Consider the following 15,214-nt stretch of genomic DNA (forward strand, 5'->3'; position numbering starts at 1 on the left):
AGGCGATGATATCGCAGTAAGCTATGAGAAAGGCGAGTCTTCCGCCAGCTTCACAGGAGCAGCGGTATTGTTTTTCATGTCACTCAGTACTTTTTCCGATTGGCTGTGTATCGTTGGTTTTGTCCTTGGTCTTCCCACCATGGTTGCCACCTATCTGCAGGCTGTAAAGGCCCGCAGAATCGCTGAGGCGACGCGGCGGGAGCTGATCTTCAGTCAGGACTGCCTCGAGTTCGTGCTTGATACCGGTGACTTTGTGAACCTGGTTCCACTGGACCATCTCCACTCGGTACCGAATCCAGGGGACGTCGTTCTTCTACCCGGTGATGGACTTGAGGCCGGGGCGGGACCTTACCGCGTAGAGCGCATCGAATACATCTTTGCCACAGAAGACGATCCGGAGAAGGCCCGGCAGCCCCGCCAGGCCAAACTCACGAAAGCCGTTGCCCATGTCACCAACCTGTTGGATGGTGGATGGGACTAGGGTGTTTTATTGGATAGCTGACGCCAGGTATCCAATAAACACCCTGGCTAGACGCCTTCAACGATACGAAAATCGCGATCGACACCGTTGCCCAGGGCGGCCAGTGCCTGCTTGTATGCGTCACTGTGATGGGTGTCGACCGCAGCCTGCAGGCTGGGGAACTCTACGACAACCGTCCGTTCCTTGATGCCGCGGCCGTCAACTTCATGGGGCAGGCCGCGTACCAGGGTTGCTCCGCCACCTGCCGCGATAGCTGCTACGGCGAGAGGTGCATAGGCGGCAAGTGCCGCCGGATCGTGAATGACCTGGTAAGAAACCACCCAGTAAGCCTTTTTCATTACCTTCGTCTCCTTTTTTCCTGCGTCGGGGAGCTTTGCAGGGCATCGAATTTTGTGTGAGTTACCTGAAACCGGCCCAGCGCCAAAACGGCAAATTTCTTAATCCCGTCCCGACCCACTTTACCAGTGCGCGCGAAATGTTCCGCATGATGCCGGAGTTCCTGTTCGGCCGGCGGAAACGCGAACCGGCTCCTCAATTGCCGCACTTTCGCACCGATGCTCGCTGGTTTGAGGCATCCCATGGCTCTCCTGTAAGAATTACCTGGTTTGGACACTCGTCGTTGCTGCTGGAGGTCGACGGATTTCGTTTGCTGGTCGATCCGGTGTGGTCGTTGCGCGCTTCTCCGGTGCAGTTTGCGGGCCCCGAACGTTTTTTTCCGCCGACGATCGCATTGCACGACTTGCCACCGCTGGATGCGGTCCTGATCTCACACGACCACTACGATCATCTGGATGAGACTGCCGTCCGAGGCCTTGCCGATCGCAACATCCGCTGGGTGACGTCGCTTGGCGTAGGGAAGTACCTCCGCCGGTTCGGCGTTCCGGCAGAACGCATCGATGAGATGGACTGGTGCGACCGGCTTTCACTGACCAGCGGGCGTAATGGAGCAACGCTGGAGATTCTCTCTTTGCCTTCGCGCCACTTCTCTGGTCGCAGCCTGTTCAACCGCTTTGGAACGCTGTGGGCATCATTTGTGCTGCGGAACGATCGTCACAACCTTTATTTCGGAGCAGATTCAGGACACTGGCCTGGGTTTGCGGAGATCGGTGAGACGTATGGCCCGTTCGATCTGACGATGCTCGAGATCGGGGCCTCGAATCCGCTGTGGGAGTCGATCCATCTGGGACCAGACCGTGCCCTGGAGGCTCATGTGGCGCTCCGCGGCCGAGTGATGTTTCCGATCCACTGGGGACTTTTCGACCTTGCCTTGCATGAGTGGCGTCAACCGATCGAGCGGCTGTTGAGCATCGCTCCTGAGAATGGCGTGGATCTGTGGATACCGGCGCCGGGCGTACCCACGGCATTTCAAGGCGAACCAGCGCAAAATCTGTGGTGGCGGCAGTCTGTCAATCGAGCACAGGCGCCCATTCCGTCACTGGTCACAGCGAAAAGTTGACGAAACGGTTGTTAACCCCTCCGTAAACCTCAGAAATTACTTGTACTTCGGGAAAAAACGGGGTAAAAACAGAGAGCGGGGAAGTCTGCCCGTAGATGTGATCAATGCCATCCGCTGCCCAGATCGCGCTTCGAGAGGTGATGGATATTCGCCAGGCTGCCGACTATCTCGGCATCAGCGGCGATACGCTCTATCGCTACGCCTCCGAGGGATTTGTTCCGGCTTTCAAGTTAGGGAACCGGTGGCGCTTCAAGCGCTCGCTGCTCGACGCCTGGATGGATGAGCAGTCAGGTATCCGCAAGCCATCAGCTCCGGCAAAGGCAAAGCCAACGCAGAAGAAGCCTGTCCGTCGCGCACGTTAAGTCTGTTCCAGTGTCAGTATTGTGATCTCCGGCGGGCAGTTGAGCCGGAAGGGAACCTCTGTGGTCCCAATTCCACGATTGACGTAGAGTTGCGTATTGCCTACGCGGAACAGACCCTCAACATACTTTTTCCCACCCGGGGGCAGGATCGCTTTGAGCGGAGGAAGGAACGGTAGCCGTACCTGACCTCCATGGGAGTGGCCTGAGAGGACAAGGCCGACGGACTGACTCGACGGGTGCTTCATCAACTCGTCGATGTAATCCGGCTCGTGAATCATCAGAAGGACTGGCTCTTTAGGGTTACGGATTTTAGACGGGATCGCCCGTTCCGGTTCCGGATAAGAGGCAAGCGTATCGCGCAGTCCTCCAAGCCAGATGCGGCTGCTACCTCGCTCAATGGGAACACTCTTATTCAAGAGAATCGGTGTTCCGTTGGAGACGAGAGCGTGGTGGATCTCTGTTTCTCCCATGGCGCTGTCATGATTTCCAAGGACTCCATAGCGAATGGGGCACTCCAGCATCTTCAAGATGTCGGCGCAGACATGAGCCTGTGCGATTGGGTAAGAGCGATCGCGTGCGTTACTGATGAAGTCCCCGGTCAATAAGACAGCATCTGGACGAAGCCCATTAACACGGCGCAATACGGACCGAAGAAAGAATGTTTCCGTGTATTCGTGAAAATGGAGGTCGCTAATCTGTGCGATGCGGAAGCCGTGAAAGGCGTCCGGCAGGTTTGCCAGTTTGACAGTACGCTGGACGACTTCCAGTTCGTGCCGTGCAAGCTCGCCGGAGTACAAAGCCATCCCGGCTACGCCTGCCACTCCCAGTTGAAGAACTTTACGTCGTGTCATCCACGAGGGATCAGACATAGCTTGATGATATCGTCGCCGTTGGCCCGGAGGGGAATCGGAACATAAAATAGAACGGATGCAGGCAAGAATCCGTACGATCCGAAAAGCCATGGCCGCACAGAACGTGCAGGCATTGCTGCTGACCCATCTACCCGATGTCCGTTATTTAACTGGCTTTACAGGATCCAATGCTGCATTGGCGATCACGCCGCGCAAGGCCATCCTGTTCACGGATGGTCGCTATACCGTTCAGGCGAGGGAAGAGGTTGAGAGCGCTCGCGTGGTGATTGCAAAGAAAAAGTCTGCGCAGACGATGGCTGCCGCGTGGCTGGAGCAGCAACAGCTAACCCGCTGCGGGATTGACGGGACGCATACGACCATCGCGCTGCTGGAACATCTTCGCAAGGCCGTGAGTGGAGGATTGCGCCGCAGTTTCTTTCAGCCGCTGGAGTCTCCGCTGGTTGCAGCACAGCGGGAGATCAAGGATGCCACGGAGATCCGCCGTATGCGGCAGGCTGCCGCGCTGGGCGCGAGGCTGTTCGAGCATATTCTCGGCTTTCTTGAGCCGGGAATTACGGAAGTAGCTGTTGCCGCGGAGCTGGAGCATCAGGCGCGCCTGTTAGGGGCGGAGGCTATGTCGTTTGAGACGATTGTCGCTTCGGGTGCCCGATCTGCACTTCCGCACGGGCGCGCAAGTTCCTCCCGCATTCCCCGCAAAGGGTTCATCACACTGGACTTCGGTGTTATTCTCAACGGGTATTGTTCGGACATGACACGCACGGTGCATATGGGCCGTGCAACCGCTGAAGAGGAAAGAGCCTATGCCGCAGTCCTGGAAGCGCAGGAATCGGCACTGGCAGCCGCAAAGCATGGAGTCACTTGCGGCGATGTTGACGAAGCAGCCCGTAGTGTTCTGAAGCGTGCGGGGCTGGCACGATATTTTACGCACTCCACAGGTCACGGTGTTGGCCTGGAGATTCACGAGGGACCAAGGATTGCCGCCAACCAGAAGCAGCCACTCGCCGAGGGCATGGTCGTTACGATTGAACCCGGTGTTTACCTTCCCGGCCGCTTCGGAATCCGCATTGAAGATACCGTCGTCATTAACCGCAACGGCTGCGAGATCATAACGCCGTCGCCGAAAGCCTGGATCGAGTTATAACAAGGACTGGGCCTGCGGTCGGTTCCGCGGCGCCAGCGAATCCGGAAGAAGAGATAAAGCATGGAAGCAAATGAACTGAAGGACCTTCGCGAACTCGTAGAGTTTCTGAAAGACAACAAGATTGCCGAATTCGATCTTGAGCGTGGCGACCTCAAGGTCCGTATCAAATTCACCGGCCCTCCTGTTCCGGCGGCTATCGACTACACACAGCTCGCCACGTTGATTCCGCAGCAGACGATCGCACCGTCACCCTTGGTGGCTGCGGCGGCAGCGCCGGTCTCAGCGCCCGTGGCCGAAGCGCAAGCGCCGGCTGAGGATATTCAAGAGGTGAAATCTCCGATCGTCGGTACATTCTATGAGTCTTCGGCGCCCGGAGCGGCTCCGTTTGTCAAAGTTGGTGATCAGGTCGAGGTTGGCCAGGTGCTGTGCATCGTCGAGGCCATGAAGCTGATGAACGAGATTGAATCGGATGTTGCGGGAGAGGTTATACGTCGCATCGTTAATAACGGTCAGCCGGTGGAGTATGGCCAGCCTCTGTTTGCCGTCAAGCCACGTTGAGACGCTGTTCGATCGATCCCTGGTAACAAGACTGGAAGAAGATGTTTCGCAAAGTCCTTATCGCCAATCGCGGCGAAATCGCGCTTCGAGTGATCAATGCCTGCAAGGAAATGGGCATTCGTACGGTCGCGGTCTATTCGACAGCGGACCGCAACTCACTGCATGTCCGTTTTGCCGATGAAGCTATCTGCATCGGACCGCCTCGTTCGGCCGAGAGTTATCTGAATGTTCCGGCGGTGATCTCTGCCGCGGAGATTGCCGATGTGGATGCCATTCACCCTGGCTATGGTCTGCTTTCGGAGAATGCCAACTTTGCCGAGGTATGCCGCGCGTCGAACATCAAGTTCATCGGGCCACCGCCCGAGGTGACGCGGATGATGGGCGAGAAGTCCACCGCACGCCAGACGATGAAGAAGGCGAAGGTGCCGATTCTTCCCGGATCGGACGGCGTGATCGGCAGCGTGGATGAAGCTCTGGAATGGGCGAAGTCCGTTGGTTATCCCGTCATTTTGAAAGCTGTGGCCGGCGGCGGAGGACGCGGAATGCGTATCTGCCGCGCTCCGCAGGAGCTTCCGGATCTCTATAACCAGGCATCGACGGAGGCGCTGAATGCCTTCGGAAATGGCGACCTGTACATGGAAAAGTTCATCGAGCGGCCTCGCCACATTGAGTTCCAGGTGCTTGCTGATGAACATGGCAATGTTCTTTCTCTCAACGAACGCGAGTGCTCGATCCAGAGGCGCCATCAGAAATTGATCGAAGAAGCCCCCTCGCTCCAGATCACGCAGCAACAGCGCGAAGAGATGGGCAAGGTAATCCGCAAGTCACTTAAGGACATTGGCTACTGGAACGCGGGCACCATCGAATTCCTGATGGATGAAGACGGGAAGATTTACTTCATCGAGATGAATACCCGCATCCAGGTGGAGCATCCGGTGACGGAGATGATCACCGGTATCGACCTGGTGAAGGCGCAGCTGCGCATCGCCGGCGGAGAGAAGTTGACGGAGATTATTCCGCAGCCCATTGTGATCAATGGGCACGCGATCGAGTGCCGTATTAATGCGGAACACCCGGAGAAGTTCACTCCTTCGGCGGGCAAGATTACTGCCTTCAATCTGCCGGGCGGCAATGGCGTCCGGGTCGACACAGCACAATATGCAGAAGGAGTCGTGCCGCCGTATTACGATTCGCTGATCGGCAAGTTGATTGTGCACGGAAAAGACCGCGAAGAAGCGATGAATAAGATGCAGCGGGCGCTAGACCAGTTCATCGTGCAGGGTATTCATACGACGATTCCGCTGCACAAAAAGATCTTTGCGGATGAAGAGTTCCGCGCCGGGAACTTCGACACGAAGTTCATGGAACGCTTCTTTGAACGGGAGAAGGCGAAGGCCGAATAGCGATCATGGAAGACGCACTCAGGCCGTCAGACCATCGTCGATGGACTCTGCGCGGCCTGTTTCGTTCTATCCCGATGTGGATCGTTCCTTTCCCGCTGTTGTACTTCTTCGTTCTGAGCTGGGGGACAGTGGGAGATCCCATCATGGCTCTTTGGTGGCATGTGCGCCACGGTAACTATGCCAGCTTCAACGGTCATAGCTTTCGTCTGCCTCTGCTGTGGCGCAGTACCAATCCCGATCGTGGAGAGATCTTCCGCCTGTCGCACTCCGTGCAGTTGAATATTGATCATGCCGTTGGCGGCATTCGTAATGCGCAGCAGGCTGAAGCATTCCAAAGACAGATTCTTGCAACCTATGGCCGAGGCATGGAGGAAGGTCGTTTTTCTCCGGAGACAATTCGTGCGCACGATCTGAGCTTTCTTTGTGTGCATGAAAACTCCACGCAGCCCTGGGCTCTATATCTGTGCGTAGTTCCGGGAACTGACTGGCAGATTGGACTGACCGGAGGGCAGGCAGGCCTGGATGACGCACGACGCATCCTGGCATCGGCGCGGTAATCATGGTGCAGATTCCTCGGCTTTATCCCATTCTCGATGCCGGTGTATTGGCTGCACGGCAGATCTCGATTGAGCAGTTTGCAGGGGAACTGGCATCGGCTGGAGTCTCACTGCTGCAGTATCGCGATAAAGTCGCAGCGCCACAGACGGTTCTCGCGAATCTGCAGCGAATCCGGTCGGCTGCCCCAGGGGTAAGCTTGCTATTGAATGACCGGCCAGATCTGGCGCGGATTGGACAGTGTGACGGTGTGCATGTCGGGCAGACCGACCTTCATCCAGACGATGCCCGTCGCATCGCAGGCGCGGGGAAGCTCATCGGTGTGTCGACGCACACGCTTGGCCAGTTCGAAGCGGTGGTGGCGACCGAAGCAGACTACCTGGCAATTGGACCGATTTATGCCACGTCCACAAAGCAGAATCCGGATCCGGTGACCGGGCTGGAGCTGCTGCGGCAGGTGCGCAAGCTGACCAGGAAGCCGATCGTTGCGATTGGAGGAGTCACGCCTGAGAGAGCACCGGAGGTGCTGGATGCGGGTGCCGATTCAGTCGCTGTGATCTCAGCGCTTGTGCCTTCCGGGCCGACGGTTTCAGCATTGCCGTTGATCGAGGCTTTTCTGCGCGCGGTGGTGGGATAAACCATTTTGAATCAGGCCACAAGGACTTACTGCGGAGGTGTCCTGAAATGCACCGTTTGAGGTTCATTTCCGCATGACGGGAGGGGTGTTAACGGTATACTTACTACTGTGACCACCACTGCATCTGAACCCCGAGTCAACAACCTCTCCAACCAGGCTGAGGCCACAAAGCGCGTTCTGTTGCTTAAGCCCCGTGGCTTTTGCGCCGGCGTTGTGCGCGCTGTCGATATTGTGAAGATCGCGCTGGATACCTTTGGTGCGCCGATCTATGTCCGTAAGGAGATCGTTCACAATCGCTATGTGGTCAGCGACCTGGCGAAGAAGGGTGCGATCTTTGTCAACGAGCTTGATGAGGTTCCCTCGGGTGCGCGTGTGATCTTCTCGGCTCATGGCGTATCGCCGGCAGTGCGCGCGGTTGCCAAGGAGCGTGGTCTGAAGGTGATTGATGCGACGTGTCCGTTGGTCACCAAGGTTCACGTAGAGGCGATCAAGTTCGCCAAGCAGGGATACTCGCTGGTGCTGGTAGGGCATCGCGAGCACGAAGAGGTGGAAGGTACGCAGGGTGAAGCGCCCGAGGTCACGCAGGTCGTTTCGACGGTAGAAGAGGTGAATAACCTCGTGGTTCCTGATCCTGACAAGGTTGCTTATCTGACCCAGACCACGCTTTCTCTGGATGAGGCGCGGGACATGATCGAGGCGCTGAAGAAGAAGTTCCCGAACATTGTCGGACCGCATGCACAGGACATCTGCTATGCCACGGAGAACCGCCAGACTGCGGTCAAGAATGTGGCGCATGGTGCGGATCTGGTGCTGGTGGTGGGTTCGAAGAACAGCTCGAATTCAAACCGTCTGGTTGAGGTCTCGCAGAATCTCGGTACGAACAGCTACCTGATCGATAAGGCTGAGGACATTCAGCCGCAGTGGCTGAATGATGTTGACAATGTGGCAGTGACTGCAGGTGCTTCGGCTCCTGAAGTATTGGTGCAGGAGGTCATTGAGTACCTCCAGACCAAGGGTTTCGGTTCGGTAGATGAAGTGGAAGTCATGCCGGAGAATGTGCGTTTTGGTCTCCCTCCGGAGATCGTGCAGGCTATCAAGCCGGCTCCGGGCGCAGTGACCGTAGGCGCCTAAGCAGGGTGCGTCTAATAACTGAGGTTTCCGAACGCATGGCAATTGACGCGAGTAAATCGACGGCATCGTCTCAAGCAGGCACACAGCCTCGCTTCGGACGAATGGACCTCGAACTGGACAAAGTCTCTTCGGGCATTAAACGAGCAGTAGATTGGCTCTTCGGCCAGCAGCATCAGGATGGTTACTGGTGCGGTGAGCTGGAAGCCGACGTCATGCTCGAAGCGGATTACATCTTCGTGCATACCCTGCTCGGCACGGGTGACCGGGCGAAGATGCAGCGCGCCGTCAACGAGATTCTGCGTCATCAGAATGCCGATGGTGGATGGAGTCTCTATCCTGGCGGACCATCGAATGTGAACTACGGTGTGAAGGCCTATCTGGCATTGAAGCTGATGGGCTGGAGGGCTGACCATCCGCTGATGGTGAAGGCACGCGAGAGTGTGCTTTCGCTCGGTGGTGTGGTGGAGTGCAATACGTTCACCAAGCTCTATCTCTGTGCTCTGGGCGCATACGATTACGATGCCGTGCCGGCGATTCCGCCGGAGATCATCCTCTTCCCCAACTGGTTTTACTTCAATATCTACGAGATCTCGTCCTGGTCACGCGGCATTCTGGTGCCGCTGTCGATCATCTATGCGAAGAAGCCGTTCAAGAAGCTTGCACCCGAGGAAGAGATCGACGAGCTGTTCGTCGGCGGTCGCGACAGAGCGAATCTTCATCTGCGTTGGGACAAGAAGCGGCCGGTAAGCTGGCGTAATTTCTTCCTGCTGTGCGATCGTGTCGCGCACTGGGCAGAGCGTGTTCATATTCGTCCGCTTCGGAGCATGGCGATCAAGAAGGCCGAGAAGTGGATGTTGGAGCGCTTTGAGAAGTCCGACGGTCTCGGTGCTATCTACCCAGCGATGTTGAATGCCATTGTGGCGCTGCGCTGCCTTGGATATTCGATGGATGATCCTGTCCTGATCCGCGCGGTGGACGAGTTTGAGAAGCTCGGCATCGACTGTCCGGAGGGAACCGAGGACTATCCCACGCCGACATTCCGCATGCAACCGTGCTTTCCGCCGGTGTGGGATACCGCACAGGCGATCTATGCTTTGGGCGAAGCCGGTGTGGCGAAGGATGATCCGCGGATGATCAAGGCCGCGGACTGGATCCTGAGCAAGGAAGTCCGTCACAAGGGTGACTGGGCCGAGAAGGTTCGTAATGTCGAACCGGGCGGCTGGTACTTCGAGTTCAATAACGAGTTTTATCCGGATGTGGACGATACCGGCCAGGTGTTGCTCGCTCTGAAGTGCGTCGAGAACCCGCGCGAGCGCTACCAGTACGAGGTGTGCGAACGCGCGCTGAACTGGATCTGGGCAATGCAGTGCAAGAACGGTGGATGGGCTGCCTTCGATAAGGACAATACGAAGACAATCTTCGAGCAGATTCCGTTCGCTGACCATAACGCCATGCTCGATCCGCCGACGGTGGACATTACCGGCCGCATGCTGGAGATGCTGGCGCTGTATGGCTACAACCGCTCTGACAAGCGCGTTGAAAAGGCTGTGCAGTTCATCCTCTCGGAGCAGGAGAGCGACGGTAGCTGGTTTGGCCGTTGGGGTGTGAACTATCTCTACGGCACGTTCCTGGTTCTGCGGGGATTGCAGTCGATGGGCATGTGGAGCCATGAGCCCTGTGTTCTGCAGGCTACCGAATGGGTGCGCATGGTGCAGAATTCAGATGGCGGCTGGGGCGAGAACTGTGGCACGTACGACGATCCATTGCAGCGCGGCATGGGGCCAAGCACACCGTCGCAGACGGCCTGGGCACTGCTGGCATTGCTTGCCGGCGGAGATGTCCGCTCGGATTCGGTTGCCAAGGGTGTACGCTGGCTGATCGATCACCAGCACGAGGATGGGAGCTGGGATGAGCTGGTGCCGGGCCGCAACGGTGAAAGTTATTACACCGGAACGGGCTTCCCGCGCGTCTTTTACCTGGGATATCACCTGTACAAGCAGTACTTCCCGCTGCTGGCATTGACGACGTATATCAAGGCGCGCGAGACGGAAGTCTCCGGCGCGCTGGAATAACCAAGTTTTTACTCAAGGAGTGTGAGCCGATGGCAGTGCCAATCTCACAGATGCTGACGGTTGCAAGTTACGTCCTGAAGCAGAAGATCAAAGGCAACAAACGGTATCCGCTGGTGCTGATGCTGGAACCGTTGTTCCGTTGCAACCTCGCCTGTGCTGGTTGCGGCAAGATTCAGTATCCGGCCCACATCCTTAAGACGGATCTCACACCGGAGCAGTGCTTTGCCGCGGTGGAAGAGTGCGGCGTGCCGATGGTGTCTATCCCGGGCGGCGAGCCGTTGCTGCATCCGCAGATGCCGGAGATTGTTGCCGGCCTGGTAGCGCGCAAGAAGTACGTCTACATGTGCACCAACGCGCTGCTGCTGAAGGAGAAGCTCCATCTCTTCACGCCAAGCAAGTATCTCTCCTTCTCAGTGCACGTCGATGGTCAGAAGGAGCACCACGACTTCGCCGTCTGCCGCGACGGTGGCCACGACCAGGCGATGGAAGGCGTTCGTGAAGCAGTGAAGCGTGGCTTCCGCGTGACGACGAATACGACTCTCTTCGATGGCGCCGATCCAAACTCGGTGCGGGCTCACTTTGACGAACTCACACGCGCCGGTGTTGAGAGCATGATGGTCTCGCCGGGTTACACCTACGATAAGGCACCGGATCAGAGCCACTTCCTCGGTAAGGCGAAGTCGCGCCGCATGTTCCGCGCCATCCTGTCGAACCGGAAGAAGGAGTGGCAGTTCAACTCGCACCCACTCTTCCTCGAGTTCCTGATGGGACAGATCAACTTCGAGTGCACCCCCTGGGGAATGCCGACCTACAACATCTTCGGTTGGCAGAAGCCCTGCTATCTGCTGCAAGACGGTTACGCCGATTCCTTCAAGGAACTGATCGAAGCCACCGAGTGGGCCAACTACGGTGCAAAGAGCGGCAATCCGCAGTGCGCCAACTGCATGGTGCATTCGGGGCACGAAGCTTCGGCGGTGAACTACGGCTTCGGATCGCTGGGTGGTTTCATCCGTACGGCCAAGGCCTATATGAACGCACTGTACTCCGATGCAGGAGCACAGAAACTGCTGGATGAGTGGCAGCCGGAACACCGCGGACCACTGGTTCAGATCGCTACGACACCCGCGGCGCAAACCGGTGAACTGGTCTCAGGAGACTAAGCCTATGTCGACAGTGCAGCAGGAAGCGGGAAAGATCGAGCAGTTGAAAGAGCATTCGGCTGATGAGCTCGAGGTTGTCGCCGGCCGTGAGCGAGAGAATCTCGAGGGCTGGATTCCGGCTCTCGCCTCCGACGATGAAGTGCGGGAAGCATTGGAAAAGGCCTTCGACTATCGCGGCGATGTGACAATCACGAAGAAGGACGGCGCGATCCTCGAGGGATATATCTTCGACCGCCGCTCGGGTACATCGCTGAGGGACTCCTTTATCCGCATCATTCCCTCAAAGGGAGATCGCGCAAAGGTCAACGTGGCCTACGGCGATATTGCAGCCCTCGCCTTTACCGGCCGTGACGCCGCCGCCGGCAAGTCGTTTGAAGCCTGGGTGAAGAAGTACTGGGAAAAGAAGGCTGCGGGCGAAACGAATATTGGAATTGAAGCGGAGAAGCTGGACTAGAGCATTTTCGCTGTGGGTGTCATGTAGGGCTTCCTGATCTATCGGCGTTTTCCGCAATGAAAACGCCGATATACGCCTTCGGGATACCCAGCGACAGGGAAAATGCCGGTAACTACCTACCAGATGTGGGTTACATCTACCCGCATTGTCTTTGTGTGAGGTCATGAAAGTCTTTCTCACCGGAGCGACAGGGTTTGTCGGTAACCACGTTGCGCGCTTGTATGCCGACCAGGGCGCACAGTTGCGTCTCCTGACGCGCGGCACAAATAATGCACAGCTCGAAGGTATCCCGGCGGATGTGATCGCCGGCGATCTGCGGCGGCCCGAAGAGCTTCGGGCCGCGATAAGCGGGTGTGACGCTGTCGTTCATGTGGCTGCGGACTATCGTTTATGGGTCCGCGATCCCGACGACATGTATCGGGCCAATGTCACAGGTACGCGTGAATTGTTGCGCATTGCCCGCGAGGAAAGCGTACCCAACTTTATCTACACATCGAGTGTTGCCACCATGGGCTTTCAGACCGATGGCACAATCGTCGATGAGAATACGCCTGTCTCGCTGGCAGACATGGTGGGCCATTACAAGAGATCGAAGTTCCTTGCGGAACAGGAAGCGATTGCAGCGGCCAAGATGGGCCAGCGTGTAATGATTCTGAATCCGACGACGCCGATCGGCGCCCGCGATATTAAACCAACCCCGACTGGCCGTATTATCGTGGACTTTCTCAACCGCAGGTTCCCGGCATATGTCGATACCGGTCTGAACCTGGTGGATGTTGCAGAGATCGCCCGTATGCATCTTGCTGCACTTAACGCCGGCCGAGCAGGAGAACGGTATATTCTCGGAGGAGAGAATCTAACGCTGAAACAGATTCTTGACCGCATGTCGGCGATCACCGGGCTACCCTCCCCCTCAATGCGGGTACCCCATACGGTCGCTATGATCTTCGCCTTCTTCGACGAGACGTTTACCGGCAAACTGCGCGGGAAAGAACCGCGCGCTACTTTGGAGGCTGTGCGTATGGGCAAGAAGAAGATGTTCGCATCCTCGGCCAAGGCAGAGCGAGAGCTGGGATTCAAGGTGCTTCCGGTGTACAAGGCACTACGTTCGGCTATCGACTGGTTCGTGGAGCATGGATATGCTCCCGCAGATGAAGGGAAGCAGGCCTGATGGAAGAATGCTTCGGTATCGTTGCGGCGCTACCTGGAGAACTAAAGCCGCTGGTAGCCGGCTGGCAGCAGCTGGAAGCAACCAACGGCGTGAACGCATGGAAGCATCCATCCCGCAGTATCTATGCCGTGTGCGCTGGAATGGGATCGGAAGCTGCCCGGCGCGCGTTTCACCATCTGACAACCATCTGTAATCCAACGACAGTATTGTCGATCGGCTGGGCTGGCTCGATCGATCCGCGCCTGCCTGTGGGGTCAGTGCACTATCCTTCGCAGATCGTCGACAGTGAAGCGGAGGAGCACTATCCGCTGCATCTTGATGGCACAATGTTGCTGATCTCGGCCGACAAGGTTGCTGACCGCGGAGAGAAGTATCGCCTGGCCCTGGCTTACTCCAACGCGGCTCTGGTGGATATGGAGGCTGCGACCATCGCCGGTCTTGCCTTCGCGAGAGGATGCAAGTTCCGTTGCATCAAGGCGGTCTCAGACGGAGCGAATGAAGAGCTGCCGGATATGAATCCATACATCACCAAGGATGGAAAATTCGCTACGGCGCCTTTTGTCGCCAGTGTGATGGTGCGTCCGTGGTATTGGGCAGCTCTCACACGTTTTGGAAAGAATGCAAGGCTGGCCGCGGAGAATCTGGCCGTTGCTGTAAAGAAGGACCTGAATCTATGAGTTCGTTGGAAGTCCCCGCTACCATGCGGGCAGCCGTTTACCGCGGCATTGACGATGTGCGCATTGAAACCGTACCCGTCCCGGAGATTAATCCAGGAGAAGTTCTCGTCAAGATCCATACCTGTGGCATCTGTGGCACGGATCTGAAGAAGATCCATACCGGATCACACTCGGCGCCGCGTGTCTTCGGGCATGAAATGAGCGGTACTGTCGTCAAGGTCGGTGAGGGAGTAGAAGACTTCGCGGTCGGAGATCGCGTTATGGCCTTCCACCATATTCCTTGCGGTGAGTGTTATTACTGCCGCAAGCACACCTTTGCACAGTGTGAGACTTACAAAAAGGTGGGAACAACAGCCGGCTTTGCACCCTCAGGCGGAGGATTCGCAGAGTACATCCGTGTCATGGACTGGATCGTGAAACGCGGCCTGGTGAAGATTCCCGAAGGTGTGCCGTTTGAGCAGGCAGCCTTCATTGAACCTGTGAACACCTGCTTCAAGGCGATCAAGCTTCTGGAGCTTCAGCCCGATGAGACTGTGCTGGTGATCGGACAGGGCTCGATCGGCGTGTTGCTTGCAGCGTTGGCCGCACGCACCGGCGCTACTGTGCTAACGAGCGATATGTTTCCTGAACGTCACGCCGTCGCCGCAAAGTTCGGCTTGAAGCACTCGATCGATGCAACGGGAGATGTGGTTGCCGCCGTGCGGAATGCCACTGAGGGCCGGGGAGCCGACGTCACGCTTGTAGCTGTTGGCAGCGATAAGTTGATTCCTCTGGCGATGGAGGCTACGCGGCCCGGCGGCCGCGTGATGCTCTTCGCATCGACACAGCATGGCGAAGCGATCTTCGACCCGGCAGCGGTCTGCATGGACGAAAAGACGCTGATGGGCTCTTATTCTGCCTCTGTTGCGATTCAGGATGAGGGCGCGCAGCTCGTGCTGGACGGCTACAAGAACGGCTTCGATCTGACGCAGTTGATCTCACACCGCTTTACGCTCGAAGAAGCAGTGCAGGGAATTCATCTGGCATCGAATCCGCAGCCAGATTCGATGAAGATCGTGATTCAGCCGTAGGACTTTTGGGGTTG

17 protein-coding genes are annotated in these 15,214 nt (G+C 57.1%); 15 read left to right on the forward strand and 2 right to left on the reverse strand.

The window, feature by feature from the left end; all coding sequences use genetic code 11:
• The first annotated feature begins 76 nt into the window (after positions 1 to 76).
• The gene (locus AB4Y89_RS03360) at positions 77 to 481 is read left to right on the forward strand and encodes a hypothetical protein (protein WP_442299482.1); all 405 of its coding nucleotides are present in this window, start codon (positions 77 to 79) and stop codon (positions 479 to 481) included.
• Positions 482 to 528: 47 nt separating this feature from the next.
• On the opposite strand, the gene AB4Y89_RS03365 is transcribed toward AB4Y89_RS03360, so the two are convergent.
• Positions 529 to 819 carry a DUF1330 domain-containing protein gene (locus AB4Y89_RS03365; protein ID WP_442299483.1) on the reverse strand — a complete coding sequence of 97 codons (291 nt, stop codon included), beginning with the start codon at positions 817 to 819 and terminating at the stop codon, positions 529 to 531.
• A 56-nt stretch (positions 820 to 875) separates the two neighbouring features.
• On the opposite strand from AB4Y89_RS03365, the gene AB4Y89_RS03370 reads away from it, so the two are divergent.
• Together AB4Y89_RS03370 and AB4Y89_RS03375 are read left to right on the forward strand one after the other, a co-directional pair.
• Positions 876 to 1,937, forward strand: a complete 1,062-nt coding sequence (locus tag AB4Y89_RS03370) for an MBL fold metallo-hydrolase (RefSeq protein WP_442299484.1) — start codon at positions 876 to 878, stop codon at positions 1,935 to 1,937.
• A 104-nt stretch (positions 1,938 to 2,041) separates the two neighbouring features.
• A complete protein-coding gene (locus tag AB4Y89_RS03375; RefSeq protein ID WP_442299485.1) occupies positions 2,042 to 2,299 on the forward strand; it encodes a helix-turn-helix domain-containing protein in 258 nt (85 codons plus the stop codon).
• Here AB4Y89_RS03375 and AB4Y89_RS03380 read toward each other — a convergent pair.
• Entirely contained in the window at positions 2,296 to 3,150 is an 855-nt protein-coding gene (locus tag AB4Y89_RS03380; protein ID WP_442299486.1) for a metallophosphoesterase, read from the reverse strand. The two genes, AB4Y89_RS03375 and AB4Y89_RS03380, sit on opposite strands and share 4 nt — an antisense overlap.
• A 76-nt stretch (positions 3,151 to 3,226) precedes the next feature.
• On the opposite strand from AB4Y89_RS03380, the gene AB4Y89_RS03385 reads away from it, so the two are divergent.
• The 12 genes from AB4Y89_RS03385 (at position 3,227) to AB4Y89_RS03440 (ending at position 15,200) form a co-directional block, all read left to right on the forward strand.
• On the forward strand, positions 3,227 to 4,312 hold the full coding sequence (locus AB4Y89_RS03385; protein ID WP_442299487.1) for a M24 family metallopeptidase: 1,086 nt from the start codon (positions 3,227 to 3,229) through the stop codon (positions 4,310 to 4,312).
• A 60-nt stretch (positions 4,313 to 4,372) separates the two neighbouring features.
• Entirely contained in the window at positions 4,373 to 4,870 is a 498-nt protein-coding gene (gene accB, locus AB4Y89_RS03390; RefSeq protein WP_442299488.1) for an acetyl-CoA carboxylase biotin carboxyl carrier protein, read from the forward strand.
• Between the two features lie 41 nt (positions 4,871 to 4,911).
• Entirely contained in the window at positions 4,912 to 6,273 is a 1,362-nt protein-coding gene (accC, locus tag AB4Y89_RS03395; RefSeq protein WP_442299489.1) for an acetyl-CoA carboxylase biotin carboxylase subunit, read from the forward strand.
• Positions 6,274 to 6,278: 5 nt separating this feature from the next.
• On the forward strand, positions 6,279 to 6,830 hold the full coding sequence (locus tag AB4Y89_RS03400) for a hypothetical protein (protein ID WP_442299490.1): 552 nt from the start codon (positions 6,279 to 6,281) through the stop codon (positions 6,828 to 6,830).
• A 2-nt stretch (positions 6,831 to 6,832) separates the two neighbouring features.
• Positions 6,833 to 7,465, forward strand: coding sequence for a thiamine phosphate synthase (thiE, locus tag AB4Y89_RS03405; RefSeq protein WP_442299491.1), 633 nt, complete (start codon positions 6,833 to 6,835; stop codon positions 7,463 to 7,465).
• A gap of 108 nt (positions 7,466 to 7,573) precedes the next feature.
• A complete protein-coding gene (locus tag AB4Y89_RS03410; protein WP_147648432.1) occupies positions 7,574 to 8,596 on the forward strand; it encodes a 4-hydroxy-3-methylbut-2-enyl diphosphate reductase in 1,023 nt (340 codons plus the stop codon).
• 35 nt (positions 8,597 to 8,631) lie between these two features.
• On the forward strand, positions 8,632 to 10,668 hold the full coding sequence (gene shc / locus AB4Y89_RS03415; protein ID WP_442299492.1) for a squalene--hopene cyclase: 2,037 nt from the start codon (positions 8,632 to 8,634) through the stop codon (positions 10,666 to 10,668).
• Positions 10,669 to 10,697: 29 nt separating this feature from the next.
• Complete coding sequence (gene hpnH / locus AB4Y89_RS03420) at positions 10,698 to 11,828, forward strand: adenosyl-hopene transferase HpnH (protein ID WP_442299493.1); 1,131 nt, start codon at positions 10,698 to 10,700, stop codon at positions 11,826 to 11,828.
• Positions 11,829 to 11,832: 4 nt separating this feature from the next.
• Positions 11,833 to 12,282, forward strand: coding sequence for a hypothetical protein (locus AB4Y89_RS03425; RefSeq protein ID WP_442299494.1), 450 nt, complete (start codon positions 11,833 to 11,835; stop codon positions 12,280 to 12,282).
• Positions 12,283 to 12,445: 163 nt separating this feature from the next.
• Entirely contained in the window at positions 12,446 to 13,453 is a 1,008-nt protein-coding gene (hpnA, locus tag AB4Y89_RS03430; RefSeq protein ID WP_442299495.1) for a hopanoid-associated sugar epimerase, read from the forward strand.
• A complete protein-coding gene (locus tag AB4Y89_RS03435; protein WP_442299496.1) occupies positions 13,453 to 14,130 on the forward strand; it encodes a phosphorylase family protein in 678 nt (225 codons plus the stop codon). The genes hpnA and AB4Y89_RS03435 overlap by 1 nt, the downstream gene beginning before the upstream one ends.
• Positions 14,127 to 15,200 (forward strand): zinc-dependent dehydrogenase, encoded by a 1,074-nt coding sequence (locus AB4Y89_RS03440; RefSeq protein WP_442299497.1) that lies wholly within the window; start codon positions 14,127 to 14,129, stop codon positions 15,198 to 15,200. Before AB4Y89_RS03435 ends, AB4Y89_RS03440 begins: the two co-directional genes overlap by 4 nt.
• The last annotated feature ends 14 nt before the right edge of the window (positions 15,201 to 15,214 follow it).

Origin of the sequence: Terriglobus sp. 2YAB30_2, from assembly GCF_052114765.1 — a bacterium.
In the GTDB taxonomy this organism is placed as follows: Bacteria; Acidobacteriota; Terriglobia; order Terriglobales; family Acidobacteriaceae; genus Terriglobus.